This is a genomic window from Streptococcus sp. HMSC034B03, from assembly GCF_001838575.1.
GTDB lineage: Bacteria > Bacillota > Bacilli > Lactobacillales > Streptococcaceae > Streptococcus > Streptococcus anginosus.
Genome location: NZ_KV837621.1, coordinates 87,655 through 99,663, shown reverse-complemented (window position 1 = coordinate 99,663; position 12,009 = coordinate 87,655). Strand labels below are relative to the sequence as shown.

The following is a 12,009-nucleotide window of genomic DNA, read 5'->3' as shown; positions in this document are numbered from 1 at the left end:
GAGGTCGGTGGTTCGAGTCCACTCGTGCCCATAATAATTTTTGGAGAATTACTCAAGAGGCTGAAGAGGACGGTTTGCTAAATCGTTAGGTCGGGTAACTGGCGCGGGGGTTCGAATCCCCCATTCTCCGTATGTAAGGAGTGTAGCGGTAGCTATCTCCTTTTCTATTACCTGTTGAATCTGGCGTGTCTATTGTGGGAGTAGAGTGAATCGTATGAAAAAATCCAAATTTATTATTATGACTGCTATTTTGATAATCGTAACTTCTGTACTTTTAGTTACTACTCGTTCTTTAGGTGTGGTGAATGCAACTTCTAATGTTGTTTCTATTTTGGATAATATTATTTCAAAACCATTTAATTTTTTGGTGGATGTTAAATCAGATTTGACTGATTTATCACGGACATATAAAGAAAACAAGCAATTAAAAAAAGCTTTATTTAAAGCAGAAGAACAATCTGCTGATTCAGCTTCATTAAAAGATGAAAATGCTCAATTAAGACAGCTATTAGAAATGAAAAATCTTTATGAGTCAAAAAAAACGGTTTCATCTGATGTTATTACGCGTATGCCGGTTTCTTGGTTATCTGAATTAACTGTCAATGCTGGTCGTCAAAATGGAATTCGAAATACAATGCTAGCGGTGGCAAACGGTGGCTTGATTGGTAGTGTGAAAGATGTCGCTTCTCATTCTAGCCAAGTAAATCTTTTAACAAATAATAAAAATGTTGATAATATTTCAGTAAGAATTCAAACGGAGACAAGCACAATTTATGGTGTGATTGTTGGCTACAGTAAAGAAAGATCTGCTTTTATTATTAGTCAGTTAAATAGTTCGGATACCATTAAAAAAGGTGAGAAAGTTGTGACCAGTGGTTTAGGAACGTACAACATTCCTAATATTCCGGTTGGAACAGTCCTTTCTGTTACTGAAAAATCGGACCATTTAACAAAAGAGGTATTTATAAAACCGAGTGCAGATTTGTCAGATATTCGTGTGGTAACATTGGTAGGAAATTGATATGAAATTTTTTAAAAACTACGTTTTACCTTTTTTGGTTTTATTTGTTGTGATGTTAGTAGATGGCCATCTTTCAAATCTTTTAACTAATTTATTTCCAAATAATATCCACTTACTAAGTCATCTTTTGCTTATCTTTATTTTGTATATTTCGATAAATCTTTCAGAAAATACTAATTTTATCATGTTGCTGTTAATTGGTTTATTGTATGATGTGTATTATTTTCATATTATCGGCATTTCGACACTATTGTTGCCTTTAGTGGGGATTGTTATTAGTAAATATAATTCTGTTTTGATGTCTAATCGAGTTAGTCGTTTTTTAACAGTTGCTATTTTAGTATTTTTCTTTGAGGTGGCTACGTTCGCTTTGGCAAATGTTACCCATCTAGCTCAAATGTCTTTTGCAGATTTTGTCGTTTATACAATTGCTCCGACAATGGTCTCAAATTTACTATTCTTTTTGTTGCTTCAACCAATTTTGGAGAAGATATATTTATGATAAGATTTTATGATGAATTGGAAATAGAAATGTAATAAAGGCGTAACATACTCAGCGCCTTTTTTTGTTATACTTATAAATGTCTTATCGAATAGGAGTATAATTGTTTATGAAGAAAAAATTACTTACGTCAATCTTATTAAGTACAATGGTTTTTGCACAGGGAGCATCTCTTGTAAATGTACATGCAGATTCTACTGATGACAAAATCGCTGCACAAGATAGTAAAATTAATAGTTTGAATGATCAACAAAAATCAGCTCAAGCTCAAGTAGATCAAATTCAAGCTCAAGTTTCATCTATTCAATCTCAACAAGAAAAATTGAAAGCTGAAAACGAAAAACTTCAAGCTGAATCAACAAAATTATCGGCTGAAATCGAAACGTTGTCTAAGAATATTGTAGCGCGTAATGAATCATTGGCTAATCAAGCACGTAGTGCTCAAACGGGCGGTACAGCTACAAGCTATATCAATACAATTGTAAATTCAAAATCGATTACAGAAGCTATTTCACGTGTTTCTGCTATGAGCGAAATTGTTTCAGCAAACAATAAAATGTTGGAACAACAAAAACAAGATAAAAAAGCTATTTCTGAAAAACAAGTAGCAAATAATGAAGCGATAAATACTGTTATCGCAAATCAACAAACACTTGCAAATGATGCAAAAACATTGTCTACTAAGCAAGCTGAACTAAAAGCAGCGCAGTTGAATCTTGCTGCGGAAAAAGCAACTGCTGAAGGTGAAAAGAACTCATTGTTGGCACAAAAGGCAGCGGCACAAAAGGCAGCTGAAGAGGCAGCAGCACAAGAAGCAGCTTATAAAGCACAACAAGCGGCGCAAGAACAAGCTGTAGCTTCTTCTGCTAATACAAGTTTGGCAGCACAAGTACAAGCTGTAAACAACAATAGTGGTGCAGCAGCTACGCCAACTCAAACAAATGTGACGCAACAAGCAGCAACTACTACTACTAGAACTGTGAGCCGTCCTACATATAGTTCATCTGCTTCAACTTATCCAGTTGGTCAATGTACATGGGGAGCAAAAACATTAGCTCCGTGGGCTGGTGATTATTGGGGCAATGGGGCTCAATGGGCAGCAAGTGCGGCTGCAGCTGGTTTCCGTACAGGTTCAACACCTCAAGTAGGTGCAATCATTTCATGGAACGATGGTGGTTATGGACACGTTGCTGTTGTAACAGCTGTTCAATCAGCTACAAGTATTCAAGTATCTGAAGCAAATTATGCAGGTAATCAAGCTATTGGAAATTATCGTGGTTGGTTCAATCCAGCTGCTGCAGGACAAGGTTCATTTACTTACATCTATCCAAATTAATGAATATAAAGATAAAAAGCGCATCTTGCGTTTTTTATTTTTAATTGAAAAATTCACTAAAAAGGGTTACAATGTTAAGTGGAGAATTTTGTAACTGATTTACAAAGAAACGAATATATACTGGAGGAAATCATGTCGTTTTCTGATTTAAAGCTTTTTGCTCTTTCATCTAACCAGGAACTGGCTAAACGCGTTGCTCAAGAGATTGGTATGGAGCTTGGAAAGTCAACTGTGCGTCAATTTTCTGATGGGGAGATTCAAGTAAATATCGAAGAATCTATCCGTGGAAAACATGTTTTTATCTTGCAGTCAACGAGCTCGCCCGTCAATGATAATTTGATGGAAATTTTAATCATGGTGGATGCTTTAAAGCGTGCAAGTGCTGAATCAATCAATGTTGTAATGCCTTATTATGGCTATGCTCGTCAAGACCGAAAGGCACGTGCTCGTGAGCCAATTACTTCAAAATTAGTTGCAAATATGTTGCAAGTGGCTGGTGTTGATCGTTTGCTGACAATTGATTTGCATGCGGCTCAAATTCAAGGATTTTTTGATATTCCAGTAGATCATCTTATGGGGGCTCCTCTCATTGCGGATTATTTTGAACGTCGTGGGATGACAGGTGGCGATTATGTAGTTGTTAGCCCTGACCACGGTGGTGTGACGCGTGCTCGTAAATTAGCTGAATTTTTGAAAACACCGATTGCTATTATTGATAAGCGCCGTAGTGTAGATAAGATGAATACGAGTGAGGTGATGAATATCATCGGTAAAGTAGAAGGCAAAACTTGTATTTTAATTGACGATATGATTGATACAGCTGGGACAATTTGCCATGCTGCTGATGCGCTTGCTGAGGCAGGTGCGGTAGAAGTTTATGCAAGCTGTACTCATCCAGTACTTTCGGGTCCTGCTATGGATAATATTCAGAAATCGGCGATTAAAAAATTGGTCGTGTTAGATACAATTTATTTGCCAGAAGAACGTTTAATTGATAAAATTGAACAAATTTCGATTGCTCATCTTTTGGCAGAGGCGATTGTACGTATCCATGAAAAACGTCCTCTTTCGCCATTATTTGAAACTTTAACGGCTCTTTAATAAGAAATCTAGAAGGGAATCACTCTGATAGCTGGAGTGATTCTTTTGCTTCAATCAGATGATAAGTGATGAATTTTCTCAATATTATGATATTTTTGCTATGGCTTAGGTTTTATAGTATAATAGTTCTATCAGATTTTGGAGGTAAGATATGGATTTGGCGAAACGTTTTAACAAAAATTTAGATAAAATTGAAGTTTCTTTGATTCGGCAATTTGATCAATCTATTTCGAGCATTCCTGGAGTTCTTCGTTTGACATTGGGAGAGCCTGATTTTACAACTCCAGATCATGTAAAAGAAGCTGCGAAAGTAGCAATTGATGCAAACGAGAGCCATTATACAGGCATGAGTGGGTTGTTAGCATTGCGTCAGGCAGCTAGTCAATTTGTGAAAGAAAAATACAATCTTTCTTATGACCCTGAAACAGAAATTTTAGTGACAATTGGGGCAACCGAAGCTTTATCTGCGACGTTGACAGCTATCTTAGAAGAAGGAGATAAGGTACTGTTGCCTGCACCTGCTTATCCGGGATATGAGCCGATTGTTAATCTTGTGGGAGCAGAAATTGTCGAGATTGATACCACAGACAATGACTTTGTTTTAACGCCTGAAATGCTGGAAAAGGCTATCTTGGAGCAAGGTAATCAGCTTAAAGCAGTGATTTTAAATTATCCAGCTAATCCGACAGGAGTGACTTATTCACGAGAACAAATGGCTGCGTTAGCTGATGTATTGAAAAAATATGATGTCTTTGTTGTTTGCGATGAAGTGTATTCTGAGCTGACTTATACCGAGCAACCACATGTGTCTATTGCAGAATTTTTACCAGAGCAAACGATTGTAATCAATGGTTTGTCTAAATCACACGCGATGACGGGCTGGCGTCTAGGCTTCACTTTTGCCCCAGCTGCTTTTACGGCTCAATTGATTAAAAGTCACCAATACTTGGTGACAGCTGCAAACACGATGGCTCAATTTGCAGGAGTGGAAGCATTGACAGTAGGTAAAGATGATGCAGAGCCGATGAAAAGGGAATATATTGAGCGTCGCGATTACATTATCGAAAAAATGACAGAATTGGGCTTTAAGATTATCAAGCCAAATGGTGCATTTTATATTTTTGCTAAAATTCCAGCTGACTATAATCAAGATTCTTTTGCTTTTTTGAAGGATTTTGCACAAAAAAAAGCAGTTGCTTTCATTCCTGGTGCTGCTTTTGGTCAGTATGGGGAAGGTTATGTACGTCTTTCTTATGCGGCCAGCATGGATACGATAAAAGAAGCTATGAAGCGGCTTAAGGAATATATGGAGGAGTATGCTGAAATCCATCACAAGTAAAGGTTTGGTTCTCTATAATCGTAATTTCCGAGAAAATGATAAACTGGTCAAAATTTTCACAGAGCAAGCTGGTAAGCGAATGTTTTTCGTGAAACATGCTAGAAATTCTAAGTTGAATCCGGTTGTCCAACCATTGGTAGTGGCCGATTTTTTGATGAAAATAAATGATGACGGTTTGAGTTATATCGATGATTATCAAGAGGTTACGACTTTCCAGCATATCAATCATGATTTGTTTACAATGGCTTATGCAACTTATGTGGTAGCTCTGGCAGACGCCAGTATTCAGGATAATAAAATAGATTCGGCTCTCTTTGCTTTTTTGCAAAAAACGTTGGAATTGATGGAGCAGGGCTTGGATTATGAGGTGCTGACCAATATTTTTGAAATTCAAATTTTGTCACGTTTTGGAATTTCTTTGAATTTCCATGAATGCTGCTTTTGCCACCGAGTAGGATTGCCGTTTGATTTTTCTTTTACTTATAACGGCGTTTTATGCTCGGAACATTACAACAAAGACGAGAGACGGAGTCATTTGGATCCCAACATTCCTTACTTATTAGACCAATTTCAAGCGATTCAATATAGTGAATTGGAGACCATTTCTTTGAATCCTGAGTTAAAACGACAATTACGAAAAGTGATTGATCAAATTTATGAAGAATATGTTGGGATTCATCTAAAGCCAAAAAAATTTATTGATTCTCTGGGAGACTGGGGAGAAATTTTAAAGAATAAGGAGTCGAAATGAAAAAAATAGCGATTGATGCCATGGGTGGCGATTATGCTCCACAATCTATTGTAGAGGGAGTCAATCAAGCACTGAACGATTTTTCGGATATTGAAGTCATCCTTTATGGAGATGAAGCAAAAATCAAGCAGTATTTAAAGGCAACTGAACGGGTTCGTATTGTTCATACGGATGAAAAAATCAACTCGGACGATGAGCCAACCAAAGCAATTCGCAAGAAGAAAAATGCCAGCATGGTGCTAGCGGCAAAAGTAGTAAAAGATGGAGAAGCTGATGCCGTTCTTTCAGCGGGGAATACTGGCGCACTCTTGGCTGCGGGATTTTTCATTGTTGGTCGTATCAAGAATATTGATCGTCCGGGATTGATGTCCACATTACCAACGACAGATGGAAAAGGCTTTGATATGTTGGATTTGGGGGCTAATGCGGAAAATACAGCTCATCATTTGCATCAGTATGCTATTTTAGGGTCATTTTATGCTGAAAATGTCCGTGGAATCAAGCAACCACGCGTAGGGCTTTTAAATAATGGGACAGAAGCGAGCAAGGGTGATCCGCTTCGTAAGGAAGTGTATGATTTGTTAGTAGCGGACTCCTCGCTAAATTTTATTGGAAATGTGGAAGCGCGTGATTTAATGGATCATGTAGCAGACGTTGTGGTAGCGGACGGATTTACAGGTAATGCTGTGTTAAAATCCATGGAGGGAACAGCCATGGGAATTATGAGTCAGCTCAAGAAATCCATTTTGAACGGTGGCTGGAAAGCAAAACTAGGTGCAGTGTTGTTGAAAGACAGTCTAAAGTCTTTGAAGAGTAGTTTAAATTATTCTGATGTAGGGGGTGCTGTTTTATTTGGAGTAAAAGCACCTGTTGTTAAAACACATGGAGCGAGCGATGCAAAAGCAGTTTATAGCACGATTCGTCAAATTCGTACAATGTTGGAAACGGATGTTGTAGGAAAAGCAGTAAAAGAATTTTCAGGAGAGGTAAAATGATAGAACAAGAAATTTACGAAAAAATTGTAGAGATTATTCAGGAAAGTCGTGGAAAGGAATTTCAAGTTTCTCAAACACTTAGTTTGAAAGATGACCTGCAGGCAGATTCTGTTGATTTGATGGAATTTATTCTAACTGTGGAGGATGAATTTGGTATTGAAATTTCAGACGAAGATATAGATGAGTTGAAGAATGTGAGTGATGTTGTTGCTTGCGTGCAGAAAAATTTGAAGAAAGCATAAAAACGAACTTTTTATTGACTAAATAAAGAAAATATGAGAAAGCAGCTGAAACCCCAGCTGTTTTTTGATATTTGCGAATATTGTACGGCATTTTCTTGAAAATCCTTTTTGAATATGATAGACTTAAGTCAGAAAAACATGAAAGGCGAATATTAAAATGACAGGTGATTTGTTATATTCGGGAAAAGCCAAAGATTTATTTTTAACAGATGATGAAAATCTTATTATTGCACATTACAAAGACCAAGCGACAATGCTTAATGGTGCTCGTAAAGAGACTATTAAAGGTAAAGGCGTTCTTAATAATCAAATCTCATCTTTAATTTTTACGAAATTGAATGAAGCAGGTGTGGCAACTCACTTTGTTAAACAATTGTCAGAAACCGAACAATTGAACAAAAAAGTGGATATCATTCCGCTTGAAGTTGTTTTGCGTAATGTCACTGCAGGTTCATTCTCAAAACGCTTTGGTGTTGAAGAAGGAATTAAATTAGATACTCCAATCGTTGAATTTTACTACAAAAATGATGATTTGGATGACCCATTTATTAATGATGAACACGTAAAATTCCTTGGTATTGCAAGTGATGAAGATATTGCTTATATCAAAGCAGAAACACGTCGTATTAATGACCTTTTGAAAGATTGGTTCAGCCAAATTTGTCTTAATTTGATTGATTTCAAATTGGAGTTTGGCAAAGACAAAGATGGCAAAATTATTCTTGCGGATGAATTTTCACCAGATAACTGCCGTCTTTGGGATGCTGAAGGTCATCACATGGATAAAGATGTTTTTCGTCGTGATTTAGGTAGTTTGACAGATGTTTACGAAGTTGTCCTTAAAAAACTCAAAGGGCTTAACTAAAAACTGTGATTTCTAATTAAGTAGAAAGAAGAATTCTAAAAAGGGTAAAAAATGAATAAACGAATTTTCGTTGAGAAAAAATCAAATTTTAACATTAAGGCTCAGGCGCTTGTTAAAGAACTCAAACACAATCTTCAATTAACGAGTTTGACCGATTTGCGTATTATTAAAGTGTATGATGTGTTTGGCTTGGCAGATTCGCTTTTTGAGCGTGCTGAAAAGCACATCTTCTCTGAACAAGTAACGGATACTATTTTGGCTGAAAGTGATGTGGTTGCTGAACTTGCTAACTATGCTTTCTTTGCCATCGAATCACTTCCAGGTCAATTTGATCAGCGTGCGGCTTCATCACAAGAAGCATTACTCCTTCTTGGCAGCAGTAATGATGTAACGGTTAATACGGCTCAACTTTATCTTGTTAACAAAGATATTGATACTGCTGAACTTGATGCGGTTAAGAATTATCTTCTTAATCCAGTAGATTCTCGTTTTAAAGATATTACGACAGGAATTGCACCGCAAGCATTTTCAGAGTCGGACAAAACGATTCCAAATCTTGATTTCTTCAAGACTTATACAGCTGAAGATTTTGCGGCTTACAAGGCGGAACAAGGTTTGGCAATGGAAGTGGATGACCTTGTCTTCATCCAAGATTATTTCAAATACATCGGGCGCGTGCCAACGGAAACAGAATTGAAAGTGTTGGATACTTACTGGTCAGACCATTGCCGCCACACAACTTTTGAAACTGAGCTGAAGCATATTGACTTCTCAGCGTCTAAATTCCAAAAACAACTACAGGCAACTTATGATAAATATATTGCTATGCGTGATGAACTTGGACGTTCTGAAAAACCACAAACATTGATGGACATGGCGACAATCTTTGGTCGTTATGAACGTGCGAATGGTCGCTTGGACGATATGGAAGTGTCAGACGAAATTAATGCATGTTCTGTTGAAATTGAAGTGGATGTGAACGGTGTTAAAGAACCATGGCTTCTGATGTTCAAGAATGAAACACACAATCACCCAACGGAAATTGAACCATTTGGTGGTGCGGCGACCTGTATCGGTGGTGCAATCCGCGACCCATTATCAGGACGTTCTTATGTTTATCAAGCGATGCGTATTTCAGGTGCTGGTGATATTACAACACCAATTTCAGAAACACGTCTTGGTAAATTGCCACAACAAGTGATTTCTAAAACAGCGGCACATGGTTATTCTTCATATGGTAACCAAATCGGTCTTGCCACAACTTATGTTAAAGAATATTTCCACCCAGGATTCGTCGCTAAACGTATGGAACTCGGTGCCGTTGTCGGTGCAGCTCCTAAGGGAAATGTTGTTCGTGAGAAACCAGAAGCTGGTGATGTGGTTATTCTTCTCGGTGGTAAAACTGGTCGTGACGGTGTCGGTGGTGCAACTGGTTCATCTAAGGTTCAAACAGTTGAATCTGTTGAAACGGCTGGTGCAGAAGTTCAAAAAGGGAATGCCATTGAAGAACGTAAAATTCAACGTCTTTTCCGCAATGGTAATGTGACTCGCCTCATTAAAAAATCAAACGACTTTGGTGCTGGTGGTGTATGTGTAGCTATCGGTGAATTAGCTGACGGTCTTGAAATTGATCTGAATAAAGTACCACTTAAATACCAAGGGCTTAACGGAACTGAAATTGCCATTTCTGAATCACAAGAACGGATGGCTGTTGTGGTTCGTCCGAAAGATGTTGATGCTTTTATCACTGAATGTCACAAGGAAAATATTGATGCGGTAGTGGTTGCCACAGTTACGGAAAAACCAAACCTTGTTATGACTTGGAATGGTCAAACAATCGTTGATATTGAACGTCGTTTCCTTGATACAAACGGTGTGCGCGTGGTGGTTGATGCCAATGTCGTTGACAGTCAAGTTGATTTGCCAGAACAACGCACAACATCAGCTGCGACACTTGAAGCTGACACTGTAAATGTCCTTTCAGATCTTAACCATGCTAGTCAAAAAGGTTTGCAAACTATCTTTGATAGTTCTGTTGGTCGTTCAACGGTTAACCATCCGATTGGTGGTCGTTATCAAATCACACCAACAGAAAGTTCAGTTCAAAAACTTCCTGTTCAAAACGGTGTAACAACAACAGCTTCCGTTATGGCACAAGGTTTTAACCCATATATTGCAGAATGGTCACCATATCATGGTGCTGCCTATGCTGTTATCGAAGCGACAGCTCGTTTGGTCGCAACTGGTGCGAATTGGTCTAAAGCACGCTTTTCTTATCAAGAGTATTTCCAACGTATGGATAAACAAGCTGAACGCTTTGGACAACCAGTTTCAGCCCTTCTTGGGTCAATCGAAGCACAATTACAACTAGGTTTACCATCAATCGGTGGTAAAGATTCAATGTCTGGTACCTTTGAAGAATTGACAGTACCACCAACATTGGTTGCCTTTGGTGTGACAACAGCTGATAGTCGTAATGTTCTTTCGCCAGAATTTAAAACAGCTGGTGAATACATTTACTACATTCCAGGGCAAGCTATTTCACAAGACATCGATTTTGACTTGATTAAAGCTAACTTTGCTAAATTTGAAGCGATTCAAAAAGCACATCCTATCACATCAGCTTCAGCTGTTAAATACGGTGGTGTGGTGGAAAGTTTGGCACTTGCTGCTTTTGGTAACCATATCGGTGCTAAAGTAGAATTGGCAGAGCTTGCGACTAGCCTGACAGCACAACTCGGTGGCTTTATCTTTACATCTACTGAAGAAATCGCTGAAGCTAGCAAAATCGGTGAAACTACAGCTGACTTTACACTTACTGTCAACGGTGTCAACCTTGTGGGCGATAAACTTTTGTCAGCCTTTAAAAGCAAACTCGAAGATGTTTACCCAACTGAATTTGAACAAAGTACTAAACTTGAAGATGTTCCAGCAGTTGCTTCCGATGCTGTCATTAAAGCAAGTAAGAAAGTGGCAGAGCCGCTTGTTTACATTCCAGTCTTCCCTGGTACAAACTCAGAGTACGATTCAGCTAAAGCCTTTGGACAAGCAGGTGCAAAAGTTAACTTGGTACCATTTGTAACACTTGATGAAGCAGCTATTGAAGCATCTGTTGACACAATGGTTGACAATATCAGTAAAGCTAACATCATCTTCTTTGCAGGTGGTTTCTCAGCTGCTGATGAACCAGACGGTTCGGCTAAATTCATTGTCAACATCTTGTTGAACCAAAAAGTCCGCGCAGCTATTGACAGCTTTATTGAAAAAGGTGGCCTTATCATCGGTATCTGTAATGGATTCCAAGCACTTGTGAAATCAGGTCTGCTTCCATATGGTAACTTTGAAGACGCGACTGAAACAAGCCCAACTCTTTTCTACAATGATGCTAACCAACACGTGGCGAAAATGGTTGAAACACGTATTGCCAATACGAATTCACCTTGGCTTCTTGGTGTTGAAGTGGGTGACGTTCATGCTATTCCAGTATCACATGGTGAAGGTAAATTCGTCGTAACAGATGAAGAATTTGCAGAACTTCGTGATAATGGACAAATCTTCAGCCAATATGTTGACTTTGACGGTAAACCAAGTATGGATTCTAAATACAATCCAAACGGTTCTATTAATGCGATTGAAGGGATTACCAGCAAGAACGGTCAAATCATTGGTAAAATGGGACATTCAGAACGCTGGGAAGACGGTCTTTTCCAAAATATCCCAGGAAATAAAGACCAACACTTGTTCCGTAGCGCTGTGAAATACTTTACAGGGGAATAATCAAGCACAGCAGTTGATATGCTGTACTGAACACGGGCTAAGCAATGTATCAAAAAGAACTTAGAAAAACAGGATTTCTT

Annotated in this window: 10 protein-coding genes and 1 tRNA gene; all 11 read left to right on the top strand. The window is 38.2% G+C overall.

Annotation, left to right across the window (positions count from 1 at the left end):
* Positions 1-42 precede the first annotated feature (42 nt).
* The 11 genes from HMPREF2634_RS01980 (at position 43) to HMPREF2634_RS01930 (ending at position 11,929) form a co-directional block, all read left to right on the top strand.
* Positions 43-130, top strand: a tRNA-Ser gene (locus tag HMPREF2634_RS01980).
* An 84-nt stretch (positions 131-214) separates the two neighbouring features.
* Positions 215-1,021, top strand: a complete 807-nt coding sequence (mreC, locus tag HMPREF2634_RS01975; protein ID WP_021001139.1) for a rod shape-determining protein MreC — start codon at positions 215-217, stop codon at positions 1,019-1,021.
* A gap of 1 nt (position 1,022) precedes the next feature.
* The gene (gene mreD, locus HMPREF2634_RS01970) at positions 1,023-1,523 is read left to right on the top strand and encodes a rod shape-determining protein MreD (RefSeq protein WP_021001140.1); all 501 of its coding nucleotides are present in this window, start codon (positions 1,023-1,025) and stop codon (positions 1,521-1,523) included.
* 109 nt (positions 1,524-1,632) lie between these two features.
* Positions 1,633-2,859 (top strand): peptidoglycan hydrolase PcsB, encoded by a 1,227-nt coding sequence (pcsB, locus tag HMPREF2634_RS01965; RefSeq protein ID WP_003027163.1) that lies wholly within the window; start codon positions 1,633-1,635, stop codon positions 2,857-2,859.
* Between the two features lie 132 nt (positions 2,860-2,991).
* Positions 2,992-3,960 (top strand): ribose-phosphate diphosphokinase, encoded by a 969-nt coding sequence (locus HMPREF2634_RS01960; protein WP_003032055.1) that lies wholly within the window; start codon positions 2,992-2,994, stop codon positions 3,958-3,960.
* A 151-nt stretch (positions 3,961-4,111) separates the two neighbouring features.
* A complete protein-coding gene (locus tag HMPREF2634_RS01955; protein ID WP_057489498.1) occupies positions 4,112-5,299 on the top strand; it encodes a pyridoxal phosphate-dependent aminotransferase in 1,188 nt (395 codons plus the stop codon).
* Positions 5,277-6,050 (top strand): DNA repair protein RecO, encoded by a 774-nt coding sequence (gene recO, locus HMPREF2634_RS01950; protein WP_021001142.1) that lies wholly within the window; start codon positions 5,277-5,279, stop codon positions 6,048-6,050. The genes HMPREF2634_RS01955 and recO overlap by 23 nt, the downstream gene beginning before the upstream one ends.
* Positions 6,047-7,045 (top strand): phosphate acyltransferase PlsX, encoded by a 999-nt coding sequence (plsX, locus tag HMPREF2634_RS01945; RefSeq protein ID WP_021001143.1) that lies wholly within the window; start codon positions 6,047-6,049, stop codon positions 7,043-7,045. The genes recO and plsX overlap by 4 nt, the downstream gene beginning before the upstream one ends.
* Positions 7,042-7,287 carry an acyl carrier protein gene (locus HMPREF2634_RS01940; protein WP_003027168.1) on the top strand — a complete coding sequence of 82 codons (246 nt, stop codon included), beginning with the start codon at positions 7,042-7,044 and terminating at the stop codon, positions 7,285-7,287. Before plsX ends, HMPREF2634_RS01940 begins: the two co-directional genes overlap by 4 nt.
* Positions 7,288-7,444: 157 nt before the next feature.
* A complete protein-coding gene (gene purC / locus HMPREF2634_RS01935; protein ID WP_021001144.1) occupies positions 7,445-8,152 on the top strand; it encodes a phosphoribosylaminoimidazolesuccinocarboxamide synthase in 708 nt (235 codons plus the stop codon).
* A 51-nt stretch (positions 8,153-8,203) separates the two neighbouring features.
* The gene (locus tag HMPREF2634_RS01930) at positions 8,204-11,929 is read left to right on the top strand and encodes a phosphoribosylformylglycinamidine synthase (RefSeq protein WP_021001145.1); all 3,726 of its coding nucleotides are present in this window, start codon (positions 8,204-8,206) and stop codon (positions 11,927-11,929) included.
* Positions 11,930-12,009: the final 80 nt, after the last annotated feature.

Excerpts from the sequence above, each read along its gene's own strand:
- mreD (WP_021001140.1), top strand. The coding sequence starts at position 1,023 with ATGAAATTTTTTAAAAACTACGTTTTACCTTTTTTGGTTTTATTTGTT.
- HMPREF2634_RS01960 (WP_003032055.1), top strand. The coding sequence starts at position 2,992 with ATGTCGTTTTCTGATTTAAAGCTTTTTGCTCTTTCATCTAACCAGGAA.
- purC (WP_021001144.1), top strand. The coding sequence starts at position 7,445 with ATGACAGGTGATTTGTTATATTCGGGAAAAGCCAAAGATTTATTTTTA.
- mreC (WP_021001139.1), top strand. The coding sequence starts at position 215 with ATGAAAAAATCCAAATTTATTATTATGACTGCTATTTTGATAATCGTA.
- HMPREF2634_RS01955 (WP_057489498.1), top strand. The coding sequence starts at position 4,112 with ATGGATTTGGCGAAACGTTTTAACAAAAATTTAGATAAAATTGAAGTT.
- recO (WP_021001142.1), top strand. The coding sequence starts at position 5,277 with ATGCTGAAATCCATCACAAGTAAAGGTTTGGTTCTCTATAATCGTAAT.
- pcsB (WP_003027163.1), top strand. The coding sequence starts at position 1,633 with ATGAAGAAAAAATTACTTACGTCAATCTTATTAAGTACAATGGTTTTT.
- plsX (WP_021001143.1), top strand. The coding sequence starts at position 6,047 with ATGAAAAAAATAGCGATTGATGCCATGGGTGGCGATTATGCTCCACAA.
- HMPREF2634_RS01930 (WP_021001145.1), top strand. The coding sequence starts at position 8,204 with ATGAATAAACGAATTTTCGTTGAGAAAAAATCAAATTTTAACATTAAG.
- HMPREF2634_RS01940 (WP_003027168.1), top strand. The coding sequence starts at position 7,042 with ATGATAGAACAAGAAATTTACGAAAAAATTGTAGAGATTATTCAGGAA.